This is a genomic window from Novosphingobium silvae (genome assembly GCF_009856825.1).
GTDB lineage: Bacteria > Pseudomonadota > Alphaproteobacteria > Sphingomonadales > Sphingomonadaceae > Novosphingobium > Novosphingobium silvae.
The window spans coordinates 53,524-77,112 of sequence record NZ_WVTD01000012.1 but is presented as its reverse complement, the minus strand read 5'-3'; the positions used below and the strand labels follow the sequence as shown (position 1 = coordinate 77,112).

Below are 23,589 nucleotides of genomic sequence, written 5' to 3'. Positions count from 1 at the left end.
GAGGAAAGTGGTTTACTAGCCCCTCATTTCCGCAATCCCCTCGACCAGATCCTGATAGTGTCTGATGGAGAAGCCGGCAGCCAGAAAGCGATCCATTTCCTTATCTGGAAGCTCGCTCGCCCCGTGCCACATGTAAATTGCGGCGCGCCTCAACGCCTCCAGACGCTCGCTCTCGTGCGGCCGCGGTTCGCTCCACCCGAACAGAGATCTGAACAGCCGCTGAGCGCGTCCAGGTTCGCGCAGAGAGCGCATCGATGCGCGGCGCGCGCTTACCACGACAATCCACTCTTGCGGGCTGAGGCTTGGCGTGCCGATCCGCAGGCCGTGCTTGCGCCTCATTTACCGCGCCGAAGTTGACGCCATGCGCCAGGTCGCCGTTCCGCTCAGCCGTTTGATCAAAGCGGAAAGCCCGGCGGGGCTGGCATAGCCGCACCTGGCCGCGACCGCTCCAATTCCGTCGCCTCGAGCCAGGCGCATCATCGCGAACGCGAAGCAGGCTTGTCGGACCCAGGCCTTGAAGCTGATACCTGTCTTGCGCCGAAACAAGGATGTAAACTTTCGTCGGCTCATGGAGAGCTCCGCCGCCCACCGGTCAATCGACATGCCCGCTTGAGGAACGGCCGCAAAGTCCATGCATCGTCGCACAAGCAGAGGATCAGCCGGAATCGGCAGCCCGATCGGAAGCGTCGCTGAGCGCGATATCTCCACGGGAAGGAGGTCGAGGACCAGTCGGTCCCGCCGCTCTCCCGATCCATCCAGGGGCAGGTTGGCCGCAGCATCGAGAAGCTCCCGCACAAGATCCGATATCCTGATGACCTTGCAGAGACGATCGACCTCTTCAATGTCATGGCGAGGGATGAGCGCGCACGTGACGCTGGCTTCGCTCGGAAGCGCAAGTCTGTGCGCGACACCGGCCGGGACGAAGATGCCGCACCCCGCTGGCGCGACCCAGCGCCCCCCACTCGTCCCCACCGACAAGACGCTGCAAGCCGCGTACAGCATGTCATATTCCGGCTGAACCTGCTCAAGTCCCGACCAGGCCGACGCATGGGTTTCTGCCGCCACGATCACCGTCAACTTCGCAGGGCCGTCGGCATCGACGCCCTGACCAGGCCGGAGGATCGATAATGCCTGCCGTTCAGGCAAGGGCATGGACATGGCCAGGCTGCGGTCCATTCTTGCAGCAGGAGGCTTGCGCTTTGGATCGTTGTATCCTGCTGATCACTGCTTCGAACTGCTGTTCGGAAAAGCCTGCATTCAAAAATCGGTCGAGTTCAGCTTCCGGGATGGCGAACCCCCGATGCCAGGCATGCACCGACACCCTGCGCAACGCTTCGAGACGCTTGTCCGCAAAGGCCGGACTGGGCCGGTCACCTTCGAGGAACCGCCTCAGGAACGCCCTGAACTTGCCGGGTGCTTGAAGCGATGACAGGCGATCTCCGCGCGCAAGGGCGACAACAGACCATTCAATCGCGCTGAGCTGGTCGTTCATGACGCCCTGCCCGGGATTCGAAGCACCTGACATGTTTGCTCGGGTGCAGCGATCGCGCGTGTTCGCCCATCGTCAATCGGTCGCCCTTCGTGAACGCCTTCATCTTCGATGAACGCCAGCTCATAGTCGTGAGACCGTTCGCCGTGCGTCAGTGTCAGGCGGGCGAAGAAGGAGTGCGGATGGGCCACCGTCTGATCTGATTCAAGATATCCCTCCTGCTGGGTGAAGCTGAACGTCTCGTTCGCGCCATCCCATCTTTCGGTCACGACGCAGACATCGCTCGCGGGCCAGGGCTCGCCCTGTTCCGACCAGATCCGAAGCCGGGATACGCCATTCGTTTCCACGATTTCGAGCGCAACAAGATCGTGCCCGGTCTTGATGAGACGCCATTTTCCGGCACGCGTCTCGCTTTGTTGGCCGCGATCGTAAAAGTTGCGGTGGACGTGCGCGGCCGAACCCGCCGCGCGCGTCGCTTCGCTCTTGCTGGCGACGCGACCTTGACGGGATCGCTTGAGGCGAAGGGCCACCGCAGGCGCAGCCGCCAGCAAGACGAGGGTTCCCGCGATCGCTAAACCGCGCGCGCGCTTCAACATGGGATCATTATTCTGCATGGATGCCTCGTTTACTGTCGGGTCGAAGGTGCCTGATCGAGGCCAGCTGCTATCGACTGTGCCGTCCAGCCGCCGCCAAGGGCCTTGTAGAGATTGATGAGGTTCGAGAGGCGGGCGAGCCGCGCCCTGACGAGCGCCTGCTGCGATCCGTAATGGGCGCGCTGCGCATCCAGCAGCGCCAAATTACTGTCCTCGCCTTCCTTGAAGCGCTGCTCGGAGAGTTTGTAGGCCGCTCCGCTGGCTGCCTCGCGCGACTGCTCGGCTTTGATCTGATCATCGAAAGTCCGCTGTCCTGCGAGACCATCGGACACCTCCCGAAACGCCGTCTGGATCGCCTTCTCGTAAGTTGCGATCTCGATGCTTTTCTGGACCTTCGCCTGCTCCAGATTAGCGCGCAACGCGCCGCCGTTGAAGATGGGCAGGTTGATCCGGGGCATGAAGCTCCAGGCACCCGAGCCACTCGTGAACAGGTCATCGAGGCTTGAGCTGGCTGTCCCGCCCGATCCGGTCAGCGTAATGGTCGGGAAGAAGGCGGCCCGCGCCGCGCCGATCGAGGCGTTCGCACCCTTGAGACTGTGCTCGGCAGCCCGGATGTCGGGCCTTCTCGTGAGCAGGTCCGAGGGCAGTCCTGCCGGTATTTTCGATGTTACGATTCCATCCGGGAGCGTCGTGGCGTTGTCGAGCTGGGTCGCAAGGTCTGGGGAAAGCGGTTCGCCGAGCAGGAGCGCGAGCGCATTGCGATCTTGCGCTGCAAGTCGGGTATAAGTCGCAACATCCGCCTCGGCTGTGCGAAGAGCAACCTCCGTCCTGCGCAGATCGAGCTTGGCAATGTTGCCCACCTCGACGAGCTGGTTTGTGAGGTCGTAGGAAGTCTTCTGGGTCGCCAGGGTATCTTGCGAAAGGCGCAACATGGCCTGATCGGCGCGAAGCGTCAGATAGGCATTCGCCACTTCGGCGACGAGGCTGAGCTGAGCAGCGGTCCGGTTCTCCTCGACCGCGAAATAGGCTTCCCTCGCCTGATCGCTGAGACTGCGGATGCGACCCCACAAATCAAGCTCCCAAGCCGAAACAGCAGCGCCGACCTGATATTGCCGCCGGTTGTAGAATAGATCCGACGGGAGTTTTTGCGCCGTGCCCTCCGCCCCAACGCTGAGGGTGGGAAGGAGCTCGGAACGCTGCACGCGATACCGTGCGCGCGCCGCTTCGACGTTCAAGGCTGCGACCCGAAGGTCGCGATTGTTGGTGAGCGACTTCTCGACAAGCTGATGGAGGAGCGGATCTGCGAAGAAATCCTTCCAGCCAATGTCAGCCGCCGACTCCTCGCCTGTCGAGGCGACATCACCATAGGCAGCGCCCACAGGGAAGCTCTCGCTCACCGGGGTGACCGGCCGCTCATATTTGGGTGCCATGGTCGCGCATCCTGCGAGCGCGACCGAGGCGAGAAGTGCGGCAAACCTTGCGCCGCGTTGCTTGTAGGGCGCGATCATGCGCTTTGCTCCACGATAGGGGGAACGGCCTTCCGCGTCTCGCGACGCAGCGCGAAGCGACGGACGGCGACGTAGAAGACGGGGGTCAGAAGGAGACCGAAAAGTGTCACCCCAAGCATCCCGGCGAACACGGCGATGCCCATGGCGTGACGCATCTCAGCGCCAGCTCCGCTTGCGATCACCAAAGGCACGACACCTGCGATGAAAGCGATCGAGGTCATCAGGATCGGCCGCAGGCGCAGCTTGGCTGCCTCGAGTACCGCCGGCAGCGGATCGAGCCCTTCCTTCTCCTTTTCCCGGGCAAACTCCACGATGAGGATCGCGTTTTTGGCGGCCAGCCCGACTAGAACGACGAACCCGATCTGCGTGAAGATGTTGTTATCGCCGCCCGACACCCAGACCCCGCCTATGGCCGAGAGGAGCGCCATCGGGGCGATCAGCAGCACCGCGAAGGGAAGTGACCAGCTGTTATACTGGGCAGCGAGGATCAGGAACGCGAGCAGCACGGACAGGGGGAAGACGAAGAGCGCGGTGTTGCCGGCGGCCTTCTCCTGGTAGGTGAGGTCGGTCCATTCGTAGGTCATGCCCGGGGGCAAGGTCTCCTTGAGGATCTTCTCAATGGCCGCAGTTGCCTGGCCGGACGAGTAGCCCGGCGCGGGACCGCCGCTGATGTCGGCCGAGGGATAGCCATTATAGTGCATCACGCGGTCAGGACCTGTGCTGCGCTTGATCGTGACCAGGGAGGACAAGGGGATCATCTCCCCGCTGGCATTGCGTACCTTCAACTGACCGATATCCTCGGCCTGCTGACGGAAGGGTGCATCGGCCTGGACCATCACCCGGTAGGTTCGCCCAAACCGGTTGAAGTCGTTCACATAGAGCGAGCCGAGATTGACCTGCATAGTATCGAAAATTGCGGTGAGCGGAACGCCTTGAGCCTTGGCCTTGGTGCGATCGACATCGACCTGGATCTGCGGGGCGTTGGTCTGGAAGCTCAACAGCATGTTCGCCAGTTCCGGCGTCTGCATGGCTTTGCCCATCACCTGGCCTTGCGCCTGCGCCAGTGCATTGAAGCCAAGCCCGGCCCGATCCTCGATCTGCAGTTTGAAGCCGCCCATGGCGCCGAGGCCAGGAACCGGCGGCGAGGGAAACACGCCGATAAAGCCGTCAGGGATCTGGCCCATCTTGCCCATGAGCTTGCCGGCGATCGCAAACGAAGAGAGGTCCCGTGTTTTCCGGTTCTCGAACTTGTCGAGCATGATGAACATCAGCGCCGAGTTCGGCAGGTTCGCAGCGCCGTTCACCGAAAGCCCCGGGAAGGCGACGACGCTTTCCACGCCAGGCTCGGCCAACGCGATCTTCGACATCTGCTTCACGACGGATTCCGTGCGATCAAGCGATGCCCCGGTAGGCAGCTGAGCAATGCCGACAAGGAAATACTTGTCCTGCATCGGCACGAATCCGGGAGGTGTCTTGTTGAAACCAAGCCAGGTTAGACCGACAAGACCCGCATATAGGATCAGGACGATGCCGGTTCCGCGTACAGCGCGGCGCACCGACCAGACATAGCGCTCCGACGAACGGTCGAAGAAGCGGTTGAAGGCGCCAAAGAAGCGACCAAACACCTTGTCCATGACCCGCGTAACCTTGTCGCGCGGCGTGTCGTCGCCATGCGGCCGCAGCAGCACGCCAGCGAGGGCCGGGGAAAGGGTGAGCGAGTTGATGGCCGACAGGATCGTCGAGATGGCGATCGTGAGGGCAAACTGGCGATAGAACTCGCCCTGAAGGCCCGACAGGAATGCCGACGGGATGAAAACGGCCGCCAGCACCGAGGTGATAGCCAGAATAGGACCGGTGACCTCATCCATGGCGCGGCGTGCCGCTTCCCTTGGAGATTGGCCAAGCCCGATATGCCGCTCGACATTCTCGACCACGACGATCGCGTCATCGACCACGATACCGATGGATAGGACGAGTCCGAAGAGTGACAGGGTGTTCAACGAGAAGCCGAACAGGTGCATCAGGGCGAATGTGCCGACCAGCGACACCGGGACGGCGACGAGCGGGATGATCGATGCCCGCCAGGTTTGAAGGAAGAGGACAACGACGAGGACAACCAGCAGGGTCGCCTCGAACAGCGTGACAACGACCGACTTCAGCGACGCGCGAACGAAGATGGTCGGGTCATAGGCGATGCGGTATTCGATGCCGTCAGGAAATTCGCCTTTCAGCCTTTCCATCGTCGAACACACCGCGCTCGACACATCGAGGGCGTTGGCGCCCGGGCTCTGGAAGATCTGCAGCGCGAGGGCAGGTTCACCATCGAGAAGGCTGCGCATCGAATAGCCGTCGGCACCCATTTGAAGGCGTGCGACATCGCGCAGTCGGGTGACCTGACCATCCTCGCCCGTCTTGAGGATGATGTCGCCGAACTGTTCTTCCGTCGTCAGACGGCCAAGCGTATTCACGGTCACCTGATAGGCGGCCGACGCATTGGGTTGCTGGCCGACTGAACCGGCCGCCACCTGGATGTTCTGTTCCCGAATAGCGGCGACGACGTCGCTCGCAGTCAAGCCGCGCGCTGCGACCTTGGTCGGGTCGAGCCAGGCCCGCATGGCATATTCGCCCTCGCCGCCCAGCACCACGTCGCCGACACCAGCAACGCGAGCGAGTTCGTCGCGGACATGGAGGGTCGCATAGTTGGAGAGATAGAGGGGGTCATAGCGCTTGTTCGGCGAGACCAGATGGACGACCATGAGAACGTCTGGCGACGTTTTCTGGGTGGTGACGCCGATGCGCTGCACTTCTTCCGGTAGACGCGACAGGACGCGCGCGACACGGTTCTGGACCTGCACCTGCGCGAGGTCGGGATCCGTCCCTTGCTTGAACGAGATCGTCACCTGCATCCGACCGTCGGTCGAGGCCTGGGAGCTCATGTAGAGCATGTTCTCGACGCCGTTGATGGCCTGCTCGATCGGAGCGGCCACCGTTTCGGCGATGACTTCGGGGTTGGCCCCTGGATATTGAGCGGTGACCTGCACCGTTGGGGGCGTGACAGAGGGATATTCGCTGAGCGGAAGCTTCAGCAGCGCAAGGCCGCCTGCAATCAGCATCAGCACCGAGAGGACCACCGCGAATATCGGGCGGTCGACGAAGAAGCGTGGAAACTTCATCAGCGTGCCTCCGCAGCAGGCTTGGCGGCGGCCTGCGGATTACCGTTGCCCTGGCTCTGCTGCATCGGCCCCTTGCGCGGCACGACCTGCATGCCGGGACGCACGAGACCCTTGATGATGACGGTGTCCGAGGGCTGCAGGCCGGACTTGATCACGCGCAGGCCATCGACGATCGGACCGAGCTCGACCGGGCGGAAGTCGACCTTGTTGCCCTTGGCGAGAATGAGAACGAAGCTCTTGCCTTGATCGTTACCGACGGCCTGGTCGTCGATGAGGATCGACTGCTGGCGCTCGCCGGTAACAAGCCGGATTCTGGCGAACAGGCCAGGCGCAAGGGCACCGTCAGTATTCTGGACGAGCGCGCGAGCGCGAATGGTGCCCGCGCTGCGATCGATTCCATTGCCCAGGAAGTCCAGCGTCGCAGTGCGCGGGAACCCTTCGTCGGTCATGAGGCCGAACTCGACCGGCAGCTTAGTCGCGGTGCCCGCGCGCCGCGCCTTTTCCACGAAGCTCAGATAGGTGGCTTCGTCGATGTCGAACTCAGCGTACAGCGGATTGACGGACTTGATGGTCGTCAGCGGGGTCGCCTGCGCGCCGCCGGCAACCACATTGCCTTCCGTCACAAGAATGCGATCGACCCGGCCGCTGATGGGCGCTGTGACCCGTGTGAAAGACAGATCGAGGCGCGCTGCGGCAACAGCAGCCCTCGCCGCCTGAGTCGACGCAAGCCCGGCGCGGCGCTGGGCAACTGCGGCGTCATACTCCTTGCGGGAGATGGCACCCGTCGCGATCAGACGCTCGGCCCGCGCAAAGTCGGCCTGAGCCTGTGCCGCCTGGGCTTCCGCCTGCGCAAGATTGCCCGCGGCCTGATCGACAGCGACCTGGAAGGGACGAGGATCGATCCGGAAGAGGGTCTGGCCCTGACGGACCATGCCACCTTCAGGCACATCGACCCCGATGATCTGTCCGCTCACCCGTGGCCGTAGTTCCACCGACTTGGGCGCGGTAAGCGAACCGTTGAATTCGCTGGACGGTGCCAGTTCCCGGACGATGACCTGTGCGACGGGCACCTGAGGCGTCGGTGGGCCGCCCTGCCCTTGCTGGCCTCCCGAGGGGCCCCCGCAAGCTGCAAGAAGCAGTGCCATTCCAAGCGCCCCCGATGACAGCAGAGTCGCGACTGATTTTCGCATAATTTCTTTCCTTAATTCAGCCACTTCTGCCGGACCCCCGGACAATGGCTTCCCACCTGTTTTCCCGGGGATGCGGGTTCCAAGCATTGGAAGGTCAAGCGCAGATTCGCGGTGACCACTCGATTTTTCCGCCTCTGCGTCGTGACGAAGCTGGCTCGCAGAACGCACGGAAAACCGCACTTTTTTGCACCCATTTCGATCCTCAACGTCGCGGAATACGGCCCACCTCTTCATACTCATGTATGTTATATGAATATGTGTTGATATGTTAGTCGTCAAGGCGCGACCGAGATGCAATCGGCGCGCGCCAAGGCACGCTGCCGAAGCAGACGCTATCTTGAGATCGTGATTGTCAGGGCTTTCTGGCCGGCCTGCTCAGGCGCGGCCGGTTCCCGCCTCAATCTCGGACGAGATCAACTGGATTTGCAGGGTGTGGCGTTCCCGCAAGGATTGGACGATGAGCAAATCATGCTCGTCGCGGGCTTCGCTCGTGTCGAACAGCTCCGTGGTATAGCAACCGCGAGCCATAGAAAGGCCCTGCCCCACTGCTGCTGCTCGGTAGTCCTTGGGCCAGTAGAAGAGGCTGATCCAGGGCCATCCGGGTCGGGAGGGGGTATAGCGCGTGACGATCAACCTGTCCGAATGAAACGCCGTCGGCTGATGGTCGAGGAGATCCGGGGTCACCATGGCCGGGCGCTCCGCATCAAAAAAAGCATTCAGTTCTGCACGTTCATCCTCGTTCTCGATGATGATCGGATAGTAGCGACCGAGCGCCAGACCGGCGCCGCGGTTCTTTTCAGGCAGATCGAGGACTAGAACCACCGGGCACCCGATTAACGGCGAGGGATAGACGCACTGTTCTCGCGCCAAGTGATCTGCAAGGCGAACCATCAGATCGGGGGCGGTTCGTAGCGACCACGCCTTATCGCGCGCTCTACGTCGAACAGATATCCGCGCCACGGCAATTTCTGATCGGCCCTGGGGAGCGTCTCGCGCATCCGGGCCGCCTCGATGGATCGAATTTCCAGAGCCGCTTGACGCACCTCCGGGCCATCCCGAAACCAGGCATAGACACTGACCGACTTGACCAGCAGCCAGGGACCGAGCGCCACCACGGCGAACATCATGGCCGCATAATGCTTAGCGCCTAAGGTGAGTCCAGCCAGGATGTACACACCAATCGCGATGGCGCTGCCAATACCAAGCGTCGGCGCCCTGCGAGTCTCATACAGAAAGACGATCCGCCACAGGTCACGGGTGAGGCTAAGCAGCGCCACCCATATGAATGCGAGGAAGACCAAGGTCAGCAAGAGCCCGTAAAGACCTCCTGCGTCTTGTAGCAAGTTTGACGATCCGGCATTCACGCGAGCGGCACCTCCGGTTCGTCCGGCACTTCCTCGTCGATCTGCTCGAGCAGTTCATCCGCGATGCTGCGCACGACGATATTATTGATCACACGCGCATCCAGCGCGACCACGCCGCCGGCATAATCCTTTTCATGATGCCGAACGCCGCTATGAGGCTCCGCCTCCTCCGCGTCCCCGGGCAGCAGGCGCTCGATCCAGCTCTTTTTGGGTGGGTCGTCGTCGAACGTCCCCAGTTCGTAGAGAAACCGCTCAGGCCGCGCGAGAGCGATCGAGAGGATTTCGCCCTTGTCGCCTTGACGGATGTCGATGATCGGCCCTTTGTACGCGATGCCGTACTTCCCGCTCATCGTAGCGGTAAAGACATGTCCCACGGGCGTGTACCCATTCTCGGCCGGGCGCGTGATGTGCTCGAAGACCCAGCCTTGGCCGTTCAGGTCATATTCGTCGAAGGCCAGTTCGAAGGTTTCGCCGAGCACGAAATTCACGAGCGCGACCATTTCGGTAATGAGGACCATGCCAAGCGCGACCGCGCCGCTGAACGCCATCGGTTTGTTTCCTGCCACAGCGGCAAAGAAGCTGGTCAGCGGATTCTCGATTTTCGGGCCAAGATCAAGGACCGGATAGGCATCATGAAGTGCCGTCACGAAGGCGAGCGCGCCTTCGATTGCGGCCCATGCCACCAGATGGACGACAATCGAGACGGCTGCGGCCATGACCAGCGCGCTGATAGTCGTTAGGGCGAGTTCGGGGCGCCTGGCGCCTCCGCGCCTGGTCCGAAAATTGAACGCGGCTAGGACGGCGAGGCCGGGCAGTAGGACGAGCACGCTCGCCAGCAGGCCGAGCGTCAACGCCATCGATTATGAAGCGGGAGCGGTCTTCTTAGGCTGGAAGATGTAGCGTCCGGTCGAGGCTTCGAGCACAATCTTGCCCTGGCCCTTGGCCTTCCGGCGCTCGGTCTCGAGCCGAATAAGCTCGCCATACCCGCCGACCTTGCGCGCGGCGGTGCCGGCTTTACGCTGTTGTCCAAGGGTCAGAATGCTCGCCATATTCGAAAGCTAGTCTCTTTGTGATGCTGCGTAAATGGCGTGCTTCGGATTTTAGTTCCGCTGCGTGTCAGGCCCGGCGGAGCACCCGGCGCGCCGCCTCATTGACGATGTAGACCGCCTGTCGCTGGGCACCGCGGTTGGGATGGTCGACCCGGTAGCCCTGATAGTGTCGCCGAACCAGCCCCGCCCGCACAAGCTCGGACACGGCACGGCTGACATTGGTACGCCCCGAGAGACGGATCCGTTTGGCGACCTGGGCTTCGACGAGACTTTCAGCTTCGCGCGCATCAGCGGGCATCGCATTGCGCTCGGCCAGCTCACGCCGGACCCGATCCGCGATTGCGAGGCGACGAGGGTCACGCTGCGCCACCGGCATCAGGGCATCGCATAGCCAGTCCCGGACGGGAATCCGGCGATCCCCCTCCCGAATATAAGGCCCAGCAGATCCGTTCCGGTCGCTGGCTTGAGCGATGAGGTTGAGCACCATGAAACTATATCGTGGCCGCTGACACACCTCGGTCAGCCGCTCGAGAATAGCAGGCATGTCCAGCACCTCGCGATCAGCAGAAATGACCGGCGTTATCGAGGCTTCCATGGCGAAAAGATCGGGCTGGAACATGGGAACATTTCAAGCACATCCCACACCCAATGTGAATCCCTCTCAGAGAGCCAACGCCGTTTTGAACAGTCGTGGCACTTCACCGCAGCGCTGACGCAATCCCCATTTGTTTACACATCGTCCTTGCCGACCGGCCCTCCCTCGCCTTCGAGGCGATTGAGAGCGCGGACGTCACGCGCATTGAACCGCAACCGAACCCCGATACCGCCCTCCTTCCCTTCCGGAAGGAAAACAGCGCCACACTCTTCGAGATAATGTAGCAGGCGCAGTGTTGCATCCGGATCGAGCTCTCTGATCCCGTCTTCAAACGCAGCGAGGTCGTCCTCATCGACGGCGACAGCGAGCGCAGCGTGCGCGCGAGGCACTTCGACGAGGCTGCGCGCGGCAAGGGCGAGCTTGCCAACCAGCGGCGGGCGGGTCTCACGCATGATCAATTACTCCTGATTGTTGTTGAATTGGCGAGAGGCCTACGGCCATTCAGCTGCTCCCCATCGCCGGTTCGGTCGCAAAGAGTCGCCTCTGTCACTTTACCGCCTCGGGTAAAGTGACAGAAGTGGTCTCTCGCAGGAGCTCTGCTCAGACATCGGAGACGTCCTCGTTGGTAATCGCATCGGGACCAGCACCAAGATCGGCAAGTTTCCGCCCAAGGAGGTCCGCGTAGGCTGGCGGACAGAGGAGATAGAGCTCCGTACCAAAGCCGTACATGCTGCCCCAGTCGCTGCGGAATGTACGCCAACCATGCCGGGCCTCCCAGGCAGCCTGAACCTCGCTACGCATCGCAGCGCGTCCAGGATATGGCTGGGTTACCAGCACATAGGCCCGCGCCTCCGGATCGAACCAACAGCTGTCATGATCCGCAATGGGCGGCCGATTGTCCCAGTCGCCCTTGGGATAGCAGCGCCGCGATCGCGATGGTTTGAGGCCTGTCGCATCCATGAATTGAAGTGCGCGGGCGACCCTCGCTACGTCGATTATGCTCGCCTCGCGGTCCCGCATGCTGCCATCGCTGATGAGCCGTGCCTCTCCGTCGATGCGGCAGCCGCCCAGTGTTTCGACCAGCTGGTGGGGCTTCACCAGCTCGCACAACGCGTGCTTCAGGCTGATCGATGCTGCTACCTGCCCACCGGTTCGCTCCTTCCGGCTCCACCAGCCCTGGCTGATCTCGATCCGATTTGACCAGGGGGATGCGGGTGCCAGCTCCGGCAGCTCCTTGAGTGCATGAGCGAAGTTCTGAAATCCACCGCCGCGTGCGGCGGTGTCCAGCGCCTGGTAGCGAGGGATATCCTGCTCACGCGCGATCTTGCGCGCGCGCAGCTTAACATCCGAAATCTTCTGGAAACTATATGCCATCGCCATTCTCCGTCGGCTTCGGAAAACGTCGCCTGCTACCGTCGCCCAATGCCGCGAAAACGGGATGGGAATCAGAAATTCATACAGTGCCACGAAGGCTTCGCTTGAGCAGGCGGCCGGCCACTGCGATGACCGACGCCTTCATTTCATCTTGGTGTTCTTCTGTCAATTGGACAGGGTCATCGCGGCTCTACGATCTGGGCGATCAGATCGGTGAGATCATACCCCTCGCGCGCATAGAAGAGGCGCCAACCTTGCTTTCTGCATTTGCCCAGCTTGCGGCGATCACGCTCCTGCGTCCGGATGAAGGCGTCTTCTCCGCCAAAAAATGCGACAGGCAGATCATGCTGAGCGCCCTGGAACTCGATCGCGGTACGCAGCGAAGGAATGGCGATGTCGAGATGCTGTCGCCCTAGCCAATCTGGCCGGTGATGCTGAAGCACATCGAGCGCGGGAAACGCTGCCTTCAGCTCGTAGTAAAGTCTGGTTTCGGAAATCCACCCTTCGCCGACGCGTGGAAGATCGCTCTCCTCACGCCAGGTGTTCTCGGCGTCGCGGATCAACGCCATGCATTCGGCCTCCGCCCGCTTTGAATAGGAAAAATGCCAGCCGCCCGGCGGCTGAACCACGAGGTAGCTGGGATGACCGTTGAAGAGGCTATACCCTGCCTTGTGCTGGTGAGCGTCCTGCGTCCAGTGAACAATATCGACGGGGTTGCCATGTGCCGCGCGCTCATCCAGCTGGAGCTGGATAAATTGTTCGACCCTCAGCAGGTTCTCCCTGCCGAATTTCGTCACCTTCGGACCGAATAGCGCGGTGATGTCGCGCGCCGCCGGTGGCCTGCCCAGGCTGAGCTTGAGATCGAGGATATTGCTCGCGCGCAGGCTTGCACGGCCTCCAAGACCCGGTAGCGGCATGAGCGCCAGGCCGCGATCAAGGTCTTTTGCGCCTACGGCCGCATCGCTCGCCCAAATCTCAAAATACTCGGCAAGATCAGGTGCGACCTTCTGGCCGATGCCTATGAGCCGGTCGGCGGCGGCCCGCCACTTTGCGCGATCGCCATCAGAGCGCACCGCGGGCATGTCCCAGAAATCAATCACCTCACGCTGACAGGGAAGATCCGCGATCAGCTTGATCGCCTGATCGAATGCCTCCTCTCTGTTCAATGTCGTCCCCCGATGCCGTCCGATGCTCCAGCCGACAATTCGGCCCATTGCAGCGACAACGTCAATGAAAGTCCCGCGACTTTATTCTGACCATTGTCGCTTTCGGCCCATCGCGCGCATCCGGTCCGCCGCCACGCGTCGCGCCATCAGCGGGTGCAGCCAGATGCGGCAGTGACCCACTCCCGATCGAACGGAGCATGGGCGTGTAATCGATGATTTTGTCGATGATGATATGGGTGACGATACCTTCTCGCTGCAGACGCCCGCGCAAGCCGACCATTGCCGAAGACAGGACGGTGCGGCGCTGTGCTTCGAAGCGATCGGGCCATAAAATCCCGTTTGCGATCCCCGTCTCATCCTCGATTGTAATGAAAAGCACGCCTTTTGCCGAGCCGGGCTTCTGACGGACCAGGATGATGCCTGCCACTTCCACATGCCGGCCATCCTTGACCTGATCGAGATCGGCGGCAGCCTTGACGCCGCGGCGGCGCAGCTCCTCGCGCAAGAACTGGACAGGGTGCGCCCTTAGCGAAAGTTGAATGGTCCGGTAGTCCTCGACCACCTCGCGCCCCTCGCTGAGCGGTTCGAGCGTCACCATAGGCTCCTGGCTTTCCGGGCTGATCGCACCCTCACGTGCGTCGGCTGCCGCAAACAACGGGAGTGGAGCATCACCCAAACCCTTGACCTGCCAGAGTGCCTGACGACGATCATGCGCGAGACTATGAAAGGCGTCTGCTTCCGCTAGCCGCTCTATCGCCACCGGCGGTACGCCTGCCCGCCGCCATACGGCTTCGACGCTCTTGAAAGGCTCCTCGCCACGGGCCGACACGATCATCGCACCATGAAGGTTGGACAAACCGCGGGCCATTCGCAATCCAAGCCGCACCGCCAGAAACCGTCCCCTGCCCTGCTCGAGAGTGCAGTCCCAGCGACTGGCGTTCACGCAGGGCGGGCGGATTTCGACGCCATGCGCGCGCGCGTCACGGACAATCTGCGCCGGCGCATAGAACCCCATCGGCTGCGCATTCAGGAGTGCGGCGCAAAAGACATCGGGATGATGGCATTTCATCCAACTGGAGGCGTAGGCGATCTTCGCAAAACTTGCCGCATGGCTCTCTGGGAAGCCATAGGATCCAAAGCCCTCAATTTGCTTGAAAGTGCGTTCAGCGAAATCTCGCGGATAGCCCCTCCTCACCATGCCTTCGACGAGCTTGTCGTAAAAATGGCTGACGCCGCCGGTGAATTTGAAAGTAGCCATGGCCCGGCGCAGTTGATCGGCCTCAGCCGGTGTGAAACCCGCACCGACTATCGCGACTTTCATCGCTTGCTCCTGAAAAAGGGGCACGCCCAGCGTCTTTTCCAGGACGGCCCGAAGTTCGGGACGCGGATACTCAGCCTTTTCCGTCCCCTCGCGCCGACGCAGATAGGGATGAACCATATCGCCCTGGATCGGTCCCGGCCGGACAATCGCCACTTCGATCACCAGATCATAGAATTTCACAGGCTTGATCCGCGGCAGCATCGACATTTGCGCCCTGCTCTCGATCTGGAAAACGCCCAGCGTGTCAGCACGCTGGATCATCGCGAAGACAGCCGGATCATCGTGCTGGAGCGTCGGCGACGCCATTGTCATCGCTACTCCGCGATGTTCCTCGAGCAAGGCAAAGGCCCGGCGCATGCAGCCCAGCATGCCCAGTCCAAGAATGTCGACCTTCATGAACTTCATCGCATCGATGTCGTCCTTATCCCATTCTATCACCTGGCGGTCGTCCATGGCGGCCGGCTCAATGGGGACCAGTTCGTCCAGCCGGTCGGAGGTGAGGACGAAGCCGCCGGGATGCTGTGAGAGGTGCCGCGGCGCACCAATAAGCTCGCGCGCCAGGGAGAGGGTCATTGAAAGGCGTGGATCGCTGGTATCGAGATTAAGTTCACGTGCCTGTTCGTCGCTTACACCCTCGATAGACCAGCCCCAGATCAAACCCGAGAGCGCCCCTGTCATGTCGGCGGGAAGCCCCAATGCCTTGCCGACATCGCGCAATGCGCCGCGCGCCCGATATCGGGTCACCACGGCCGTCAGGGCGGCACGGGTCCGGCCGTAGGTTTCATAGATCCATTGAATGATCTCTTCACGGCGCTCATGTTCAAAATCGACATCGATATCGGGCGGCTCCTTGCGCTCGCCCGAAACAAACCGCTCGAAAAGCAGCTCATGCTTGATCGGATCAATCGAGGTGATCCCAAGCACGAAGCAAACGCAGCTGTTCGCTGCCGAGCCCCGTCCCTGGCAAAGGATCTTCCGCCGGCGCGCCTCGGCAACGATGCTGTTTACCGTCAGGAAGTAGGGCGCATAGCTCAGCTGATCGATCAGCGTGAGCTCGTGTGCCAGCTGATCGCAATAGGCCTTCGGCACGCCTTGGGGGAACATGCGGGCTGCCGCAGCCGCAGTCAGCCGCTCGAGCAGCATCTGCGGGGTTTCCCCTGCGACTGCCTCCTGAGGATATTGATATTGAAGCTGGCCCAGATCGAACGCGCAGGCGCCTGCGATATCACGGGATGCGGTAATGGCGTCGGGATAAAGACTGAAGCGCCGCTCCATTTCGCTGCCGGTTTTTAGGTGTCGATCGGCGTATCGCTCACGCTTGAAACCCATGGCGTCGATGGTCGTTCGATGGCGGATCGCCGTGACGACGTCCTGCAAGAGCTCTCGCTCGACGCTATGATAGAGGACATCGCCAAGGGCGACACGCCGAACGCCGAATTCCCGCCCCTGTGCGTCCAGTTCGTATATTCTCAGCGCATCATCCGGCCGCCGCCTTAGCGACAGGCCCAGATAGCCTTGCTGGCCGAAGATCGAGACAAGGCGTTGCAGGGCGGCCGCATTGGTCTCATCAGGTAGATCAGGCAAAAGGATGGCGATCAGCCCTTCCGACCATGGTGGCAGATCATCCCAATGCAGCTCGCAGCGGCCCTTGCCAGCGCGGCCTTTCCCAAGAGTCAGTAGACGGCAGAGCCGGGTCCAGCCCAGACGGTCAGTGGGATAGAGCAGAAGGCTGGTCCCGCATGCGAGATCGACCCGCGTACCGGGAATAAGCCTGACACCTGTTTCCTTTGATGCTTCCCAGGCACGCACCAGTCCGGCGACCGAGTTGCGATCCACGATGCCAAGAGCAGACAGGCCCAGCGCAGCTGCCTGCCCAAACAGTTCCTCGCATGACGACACGCCGCGCAGGAAAGAGAAATGCGTGGCGACCTGCAGCTCGACATAGCCCGACGCACTCATCCGAAGATCCCGTGGATGTGCCATGAAAGGTCGCCCGAACAGGCATGCTCGCCATCCCCTCGACGGAAAACCCAGAACCGCTCGCCATGCTCGTTCTCGACCCGGAAATAATCTCGAACGGCGTGGCTTTCGGCGGGTCGACGCCACCATTCCCCACGGATACGCTCAGGCCCATCGGCGCAGATGATCGTATGGGTGACGCCGCGCCATTTGAATCGCTTGGGAGGGTGATCGGGCAACCCTGCCAGCACATTTTCGATGCGTTCAGGCCTCCGCAGCATCCTGGCAGGTCTCGGCCACAAGGTGGACCAGCAATTGGCTACCTCCAGCGGGAAGACCCGCCCGATGCTACGCTCAGGAACATCGCTCTCACGTGCCGTTGGTCGATAAATCGCGGCTTGCCCCAGGCGCGTGACGATCTGATCGACCAGCGAAGCGAGGTCTGCAGGCGCATTCTCACCAAAATCGGCTGTCAGCGCAATCGGATCGAGCGGCTCGGATCGCAGGGCAATGAGCCGCATGCTGTCGATGCCGAAGCCCGGGTCGATCGTCTCGATCTTCATCGTCAAAAGGCGGAGCATATGGGCAATGTCACGCGTACCTCGCGCCGTTCCGACAACCACTGCCTGTTCCGCGCGATCGACCCGCTCACAGACGAGACGCAGAATCCTGACACCGAGCCCTCGCGACAGCAGGAGTCTTGCAAGGTCTTGCGTCAGATCGGCGATGACACGGGCGATCGTCTCGGCTGCGCCGATTGGCTCAGCAAAGCGCCTTACAACGTCCGGCATCTCGAAAGGGACGACCGGAACGAGCGGCTCTGCAAGCCGTCCGGTTGCCTGGTCCAGCCGGCGGAGCAAGCTACCACCCAAGCGCCGGCTCAGAGGCGCACGAGGCATCGCGACCAGATCGCCGATCCGTTCGATGCCCAGCCGCTGCGCGCCATCCCGCTGACGCTCGTCGAGTCTGAGGGCCGCTATCGGCATCGAACCCAGAGCAGTTAGTTCCTCATGCGTGCGGCAGATCGAGATCCGCTCCTTTCCAAAGCGGGCAAGGGCATGGGCAGCACCAACCGTATCGGCGATGGCGATCCGCCCAAACAGGCCGGCTCGGTGGCAAAAGCGAAGAATATGGCGCGCCATCCTCTGCTCTCCGTCGAACAGATGCGCCACGCCGCTGATATCCATGAGCAAGCCATCCAGTTCATCGACCTGCGCCGTCGGAGTCCAGCGTCGGACGGCAAACAAAGCCAAACGGTGCAGGAGCGCTCGATCGCCTTGCGGATCTGCATCCCGAACATCCAGATCCGGCATCAAGGCCCGGGCATGCGTCAGCGCCATCCCAGGGTGCAGACCGGCAGCGGCTGCAGCATCATCCACAGCCGCAAGGATCATCCGCTGCTTCTGAGCAATGGTCGTCACCATTGGCGGGAACATCTGCTCTACCCCGCTGGCAACCGGCTTGGCCTTTGTAGGAGAGGACATGGCGCGAAACGGATTGTCGGCAACTTCTGAGCGCCGACCAAGCTCGCGAGCGCTAGGACGCTGATGGACCGGGAGGCTTTCAATCTGCTGAGCGCGCATCTGCATCGCTGCGCCTGCACCTTGCGACTGCGCCCAACGCGCACCTGGCCTCCACCCGCCCCCACGCGGACAGGAGCAGGACGACCCGTCGTCGCTTTCCAGCGGCGGGACTGCCAATGGCGATCCGGAATTCCGTTCAGGCTGCCTGCCGCGCCTCGCCTCTTCGCGGCGGAGCCGGTCGACGGCGAGGCTCGGCAGGTACAGCGACGCGACCCTGCGCATCACACCCCTCCAGCAACCAGGTAAAAGGATCACCGCCACGCTGCCGCATGAGCGAAACCTGCCAGCGCGGTCGCCCGACACCCGCAACCGGGAGCGGAGAAGAAGGCGCACAGCCGATCCGCCAGCGCGTGACGGCCGAAGACGGCGTGGACAGGGGATCATCGCTTGCCTTGCACCACCGCCGCAGGAGCAGAGCGGTCGTGCCACCCTCCTCCGCCGCAAGCTGGAGGCGCCGCGTCGCCGTCATGCCAACCCGCGTAACCTCGCATACCACTGCGGCAAGCGCACCATGCCGGAGCGCCTCTTCCATTACCGCAAGCGCATCCTCGTCCTTGCCCGCCTCGACCTGAATGAGGCGATCGGCAGCGATTCCCGCGCTGGCAAGGCCAGGCGCAAAAAGATCGGGGCTTGCCATGATCCAGAGGATATCCGCCGTAGAAGCACGCGAGGCTATGCCGGCCGCGAACAGGCTCGCAGCCGCATCATCTCCCATACTGGCAGTCTGACCGGCGAACTCGTGCAAGGCTGCCGATGCGAGCCCTCCCCCGGCGAGCCGCTCGTCCAAGGCTGCGACCGCAAAAGGCAGATACTCCGCCTCAGGCCGAAGCACAGGCGAAATTGCCTGGATTTCAGCCATGAGGGCTTGAAGCCTTTCAGATTTGGACGCGATCGACATAGCAAAGACGGGGACTCGTTTGTTCGCTATATGTTCTCATCCTGCTTTCCGGGAGTCAATTGATTCGGTTCCAGCGATTGGAAGGTTTGCGACCAGCGGATCAGCTTGATCCGGGTTACCGAAAAGCGGCCCGCCAGCTTCGGGTGGCCGGGCGTTCCCGTCCTGATCGGCCGATCCGCACCACGTCAGCAAGAACCGGCGTTCGAGCGCGACCGCTATGCGCTCGACCATCTCGACGCGCGCGCCGCGGGCCTTGATAGGGTTGCGATCGGCAAGCGCTCTCCTCAGCCAGGCAGGCGCGAGGGAGATGGCAATCGAAATATCAACACGCATCTGGTGGGCAAGGCCAAGACGATCGCGCCCCTCCGGGACGATGATGTCGTCAGGCAAAAATTCCTCGGGGTCATTGGCATCCATCGCGCCATGGAACATAGTGTGAACATGAGTCGCAAGCGCTGAATCGGGTGGGGGTCTGATATCCACAGGAGAAGGTCCAGCGCTCTGCTGCGGAAGCGCGATTAGAACTCGGCAGCGCAACGACAGATCGCTAATAGTCCAGAGCGGACCGCACAGGGCACGCCTGATCGAATGAATTTGGGGTTTTCATGACTTTCGAGGAATATCAGCAGGACGGTCGTACCCGCTATCTGGCGCTTGTCGATGCAATCCAGAATATTCTTCAACACATGCTTATACAACACGGCTTGATGGCTCACACCATTACCGGTCGTGCGAAAGAGGTGGGGTCACTCGCCAAGAAGCTCAAGAACCGCGGCATCGACCCGGCCGATGCGATTGACGAGAGGCTCAAGGATCTGGCCGGATGTCGGGTCGTGTTCCTGACCAATTCGCAGGTCGAGGCGTTCAACCATACAGGGGCGCTGCACGAAAACTTCGAGGTCCTCGACGTTAACGTCCACCATCCCGTGCCGGGCACGGATACAGAGACCAAGCTCTTCGACAGTACCAATTACCTCGTCTGTCTTAAGCCCGAACGCCTGGCCCTGCCCGAATATCGCGCATTCGCGGGGCTGCGCGCTGAAATCCAGATCCAGACGCTGCTCAACCATGCCTGGGCGGAGATGGGGCATGACACAATTTACAAGGAGCCCAACCTCAAACATCTCGGCGCCGCGCGTATGGCCGATATTGGCGAACGGATGAACCGCGTGATGCAAGCGCACCTCGTGCCCGCCGGCCACGACTTCGACAAGATCGCCAGTGATTTTCGGCGCCTGGTTCAGGCGGATGGCGCCGTCGACGCTGTGACCGCAACGATCGTCGCGCCTCAAGATAACAACGCTCTCGAAGATGCCCTCGAGACCTATGCCGACCTGGTCCTGCCCCATTATGACGATCCGGCAGCGCATTTCCTAGAGATGTTCGAGGCACTGATCACAGCGGTTGAACGCTCGCGCGATTTCCCGGTAGTTCCCATTGAAACTTCGTTCGGTGCGCTGCCCGGGAATACGAGCATTCAGGTTGCCCGCCGGGTCAAGGACCTGATCAGCGCATACCGCCATTGCGATGCAGAGCGGACGTTCCAGGCATTGATATGCCTGTACATGGGAGCTTGGAGCGAGGAGGAGCGCCACCTCTGGATCGAGCTCGGCGAGAAGCTGACAAAACATGATCTCGCGATCTGGGAGAGGTTCGGCGCGGCAGCGCAACAGGTCGTTCTGGACGGCGTCGCTTCCCTGACGGCGGACGAAACGCAAGCATCCCGCCCGTTACTGGTTGCGATGCTCAAGGAAGTCCTCTCACCCGATCTTGGGGGCACAAGCTGGAAATCCGACGCCGTCATTTTTCACCAGGGCGTAGTGCCTGCCAGTGATCATGTCCGCGACCTGCGCACCAGCGTGATCGATTGGCTTGAAAAATGGCTTGACGAGAGCACCCAGGATAAGGACCGATTGAAAATTCTCTGTGGGTTGCGAGAAGCCTGCGCGGCGCCAGCGTACGGCAACTTCGATGCAGGTCTAGCGAAAATCCTTCTGGACGACACCTCGCGGGTCTGCAGTATCATGACTGCCCGAGCCGCAGCATGGGGCCTGGAGCTGCGGCGCTGGTGCGAGGTCGATGCGCTCCACACCCATTATCGCTATCACGTGCTGCGACCAGATCTGGCCGAAATGCCAGACTTGGTCGCAGCCCAGAAGGCTGCGGTGGATGCATTGCTGTCGCTGCGGGATCTGTTGAACGCAGACGCTGAGTTCTTTCTGTATAAGACCCTCATCGGCCATGACACGGTGCGTCCCGCAGCCTGGGATGGCGACCACTTCGACTATCAGGCGACCGATGCATGGCGCGCCGAGCGCTATGCCGTGATCGTCGAGGAGATTACCCCGCCGGCTGTGGCCGATTGGATGACGACCCTGTACCGGTTTATCGAAGCGGTAGGATCGGACGGCGGGCATCTGACGCCCTTGCGTAACTGCATGCATAAGCTCGCACGCGAGAAGCCGGACGTTGCCATTTTGATGCTTGATGGGATCGAGGCGACCGGAACGGCTTTTCTTGCCCAGCTTCTTGTCGGGCTTGACGAAGCGGGTCGGAATGATGCGGTCGATAGGCACTTTGACGCCTGGCTTGAGACAGGCGCGCAGTTACCAGGGATTGGCGACTATCTGCGGCTGCGGGCCGCGCCCAATCCCGAGCGGCTTGCGGCCTATGTTGCGCGCGCTGTCGCAGATGAAGATGAACAGTCGATCATCGCCGGGGCAACGACGGCCGCCGTCTGGTATGATCGCGAGGCCGATCAGCTTCTAATCGAGCGCGGGCTGATGCCGACCGTCGATTTCTTCACCGCGCGGACTAAGCCGTCCTGGATCAAGCAGTTCTGGACGCCGGGAAATGCCAAGATTGTTCAAGCGCTGAGCGCGGGCGAGGCAGAGCGCTTTCTCGCCTCGTTCGTTTCAATCGAGGGCGTGGGTCATCGGGACGTTCGCCTTCTGGCAGCCATCGCGCCGAACTTTCCGGACCAGGTGATCGATTTCTTCGGCACACGAATTCGGCACGGGAGGCAGACGAACCGACGGCGCTTCGACGCTGTTCCGTTCGACGCCCACGACCTGCCCGAAGTCCTTTCTCCCCATGTGGACCTGTTGATCCCCGCGATCCGCGACTGGCATGCGGAAAACTCTGACTGGCACGAGTACTGCGGCGGGCGCCTGTTCAGGCACGCCTTCCCCGAACTGTCAGCGGCCGTATCGGAAAAGCTGATCGAGATCGCTCGCGAGGGCAGCAACACCGATCTGGAGTTCATCCTCAAAACGCTTACGACCTATGAGGGCGATGAGGGTATCTATCCTGTCTGTATGGAGGTGGTCGATCGTCTGGAACCTGGCGCCAACCTGCTGGAAAATGTTTCGCGGGTGTTGGGGGCGACTGGGGTCCTGACGGGCGAGTTCGGGCACGTCCAGGCCTATGCCGAGCGCAAGCAGCGGATCGACCGATGGAAGGACGACCCGCGCCCCCGCGTCAAAGCCTATGCTGTAAGCCGCAGCCGGGAGCTTGAGCAATCCATGGCATGGGAGCAGAGGCGCGCGAGCCAGGGCGTGGCCCAGCGCAAACGTGCCTTTGGAGAAGAGTAGCAGCACTCGGCTTGAATTGGCCATCGTGACGCCGAGTGGCAGATAAACTGGCCGCCGGCATCGCTATGATGCGGGTCTGTTTTCAGAATTTGCAAACTGCTTTGCTCCGAACGGGCCCGACACATCGGACCGCAAGGCATTTAAGACATCATAGTTATTTTGATATTTCACCTAACCATAACCCATTATTCATATCTAATTTGATTGTTACTTTCCGCATTTTTCTTCAATAAATTGAAATAAGTGCATCGATGATACAACATATCCGCATAAACACTCGAATTTAGACTTTCTCAAAACCTTACCAATCTAGGAAGGTTTGGGCTTTTACTTTTAGACGTGACACGCTCACCCAGATCGACTAGGGGGCATCCATGCGCCGTTTAGGAATCTTCCTTCTGTGCCTGCTTTCGGTCTCGTTGCTGACGACCACGATGGTGCACGCCCAGGAAATTCCCAGCGCTCCGACCATCGACTGTTCCGGCTATGTGCACACCGATGGCGACGCTGATCAGACGCAAGGTGATGCCGACAAGGCAATGCCCCACCACCATGGTAGCTGCCATGGTGGAACCGCATTTGTCCCGGCTGCAGCGAGTGACGATCTGCTAGGCTCCGCACGACATGCGCCTGTGTTCGTTCCCGCTCCGGCAGCATCCAAGCGCTGGGCCATCGGGCCTGATCTGCGCCCGCCTATTTCCTGACCGAGCCATAGCGGACCCTCGCGCCTGAAG

21 protein-coding genes are annotated in these 23,589 nt (G+C 61.4%); 2 read left to right on the top strand and 19 right to left on the bottom strand.

Features of this window, described 5'->3' with window-relative positions; all coding sequences use genetic code 11:
- Positions 1–15: 15 nt before the first annotated feature.
- The 19 genes from GR702_RS15280 to GR702_RS15190 all read right to left on the bottom strand — a co-directional run bounded on the left by GR702_RS15280 (position 16) and on the right by GR702_RS15190 (position 19,679).
- Positions 16–339 carry a hypothetical protein gene (locus GR702_RS15280; RefSeq protein ID WP_125961507.1) on the bottom strand — a complete coding sequence of 108 codons (324 nt, stop codon included), beginning with the start codon at positions 337–339 and terminating at the stop codon, positions 16–18.
- Positions 340–1,176: a helix-turn-helix domain-containing protein gene (locus GR702_RS15275; RefSeq protein WP_125961508.1), complete on the bottom strand. Its 837-nt coding sequence runs from the start codon at positions 1,174–1,176 to the stop codon at positions 340–342. It abuts the gene before it with no gap.
- Positions 1,139–1,492, bottom strand: a complete 354-nt coding sequence (locus GR702_RS15270; RefSeq protein ID WP_125961509.1) for a hypothetical protein — start codon at positions 1,490–1,492, stop codon at positions 1,139–1,141. Before GR702_RS15270 ends, GR702_RS15275 begins: the two co-directional genes overlap by 38 nt.
- Positions 1,489–2,082: a hypothetical protein gene (locus GR702_RS15265; protein WP_160986707.1), complete on the bottom strand. Its 594-nt coding sequence runs from the start codon at positions 2,080–2,082 to the stop codon at positions 1,489–1,491. Before GR702_RS15265 ends, GR702_RS15270 begins: the two co-directional genes overlap by 4 nt.
- 32 nt (positions 2,083–2,114) lie before the next feature.
- Complete coding sequence (locus GR702_RS15260; RefSeq protein WP_125961511.1) at positions 2,115–3,590, bottom strand: efflux transporter outer membrane subunit; 1,476 nt, start codon at positions 3,588–3,590, stop codon at positions 2,115–2,117.
- Entirely contained in the window at positions 3,587–6,763 is a 3,177-nt protein-coding gene (locus GR702_RS15255) for an efflux RND transporter permease subunit (RefSeq protein ID WP_160986706.1), read from the bottom strand. The genes GR702_RS15260 and GR702_RS15255 overlap by 4 nt, the downstream gene beginning before the upstream one ends.
- Positions 6,763–7,908, bottom strand: coding sequence for an efflux RND transporter periplasmic adaptor subunit (locus GR702_RS15250; RefSeq protein ID WP_228167505.1), 1,146 nt, complete (start codon positions 7,906–7,908; stop codon positions 6,763–6,765). Before GR702_RS15250 ends, GR702_RS15255 begins: the two co-directional genes overlap by 1 nt.
- A gap of 420 nt (positions 7,909–8,328) precedes the next feature.
- Entirely contained in the window at positions 8,329–8,775 is a 447-nt protein-coding gene (locus GR702_RS15245) for a hypothetical protein (RefSeq protein WP_120253626.1), read from the bottom strand.
- A 68-nt stretch (positions 8,776–8,843) separates the two neighbouring features.
- Positions 8,844–9,263 (bottom strand): hypothetical protein, encoded by a 420-nt coding sequence (locus tag GR702_RS15240; RefSeq protein ID WP_051886928.1) that lies wholly within the window; start codon positions 9,261–9,263, stop codon positions 8,844–8,846.
- A gap of 50 nt (positions 9,264–9,313) precedes the next feature.
- On the bottom strand, positions 9,314–10,174 hold the full coding sequence (locus GR702_RS15235; RefSeq protein ID WP_017501900.1) for a hypothetical protein: 861 nt from the start codon (positions 10,172–10,174) through the stop codon (positions 9,314–9,316).
- A gap of 3 nt (positions 10,175–10,177) precedes the next feature.
- Positions 10,178–10,366, bottom strand: coding sequence for a hypothetical protein (locus GR702_RS15230; RefSeq protein WP_017501901.1), 189 nt, complete (start codon positions 10,364–10,366; stop codon positions 10,178–10,180).
- A gap of 67 nt (positions 10,367–10,433) precedes the next feature.
- Entirely contained in the window at positions 10,434–10,985 is a 552-nt protein-coding gene (locus tag GR702_RS15225) for a hypothetical protein (RefSeq protein ID WP_017501902.1), read from the bottom strand.
- Between the two features lie 110 nt (positions 10,986–11,095).
- Positions 11,096–11,413: a hypothetical protein gene (locus GR702_RS15220; protein ID WP_017501903.1), complete on the bottom strand. Its 318-nt coding sequence runs from the start codon at positions 11,411–11,413 to the stop codon at positions 11,096–11,098.
- A 148-nt stretch (positions 11,414–11,561) separates the two neighbouring features.
- The gene (locus tag GR702_RS15215; RefSeq protein WP_143840430.1) at positions 11,562–12,335 is read right to left on the bottom strand and encodes a hypothetical protein; all 774 of its coding nucleotides are present in this window, start codon (positions 12,333–12,335) and stop codon (positions 11,562–11,564) included.
- 179 nt (positions 12,336–12,514) lie between these two features.
- Positions 12,515–13,501, bottom strand: coding sequence for a hypothetical protein (locus tag GR702_RS15210; protein WP_017501905.1), 987 nt, complete (start codon positions 13,499–13,501; stop codon positions 12,515–12,517).
- A 61-nt stretch (positions 13,502–13,562) separates the two neighbouring features.
- Positions 13,563–16,781 carry an error-prone DNA polymerase gene (locus GR702_RS15205; RefSeq protein WP_017501906.1) on the bottom strand — a complete coding sequence of 1,073 codons (3,219 nt, stop codon included), beginning with the start codon at positions 16,779–16,781 and terminating at the stop codon, positions 13,563–13,565.
- Positions 16,778–18,370 carry a Y-family DNA polymerase gene (locus GR702_RS15200; RefSeq protein WP_228167506.1) on the bottom strand — a complete coding sequence of 531 codons (1,593 nt, stop codon included), beginning with the start codon at positions 18,368–18,370 and terminating at the stop codon, positions 16,778–16,780. The genes GR702_RS15205 and GR702_RS15200 overlap by 4 nt, the downstream gene beginning before the upstream one ends.
- A 130-nt stretch (positions 18,371–18,500) precedes the next feature.
- On the bottom strand, positions 18,501–19,223 hold the full coding sequence (locus GR702_RS15195; RefSeq protein ID WP_202408296.1) for an ImuA family protein: 723 nt from the start codon (positions 19,221–19,223) through the stop codon (positions 18,501–18,503).
- A gap of 75 nt (positions 19,224–19,298) precedes the next feature.
- The gene (locus tag GR702_RS15190; RefSeq protein WP_143840429.1) at positions 19,299–19,679 is read right to left on the bottom strand and encodes a hypothetical protein; all 381 of its coding nucleotides are present in this window, start codon (positions 19,677–19,679) and stop codon (positions 19,299–19,301) included.
- A gap of 188 nt (positions 19,680–19,867) precedes the next feature.
- Here GR702_RS15190 and GR702_RS15185 point away from each other — a divergent pair, with 188 nt between their 5' ends.
- Both GR702_RS15185 and GR702_RS15180 read left to right on the top strand, forming a co-directional pair.
- A complete protein-coding gene (locus GR702_RS15185; protein WP_160986705.1) occupies positions 19,868–22,855 on the top strand; it encodes a RelA/SpoT domain-containing protein in 2,988 nt (995 codons plus the stop codon).
- A gap of 374 nt (positions 22,856–23,229) precedes the next feature.
- Positions 23,230–23,559, top strand: a complete 330-nt coding sequence (locus tag GR702_RS15180; protein ID WP_080727305.1) for a hypothetical protein — start codon at positions 23,230–23,232, stop codon at positions 23,557–23,559.
- The last annotated feature ends 30 nt before the right edge of the window (positions 23,560–23,589 follow it).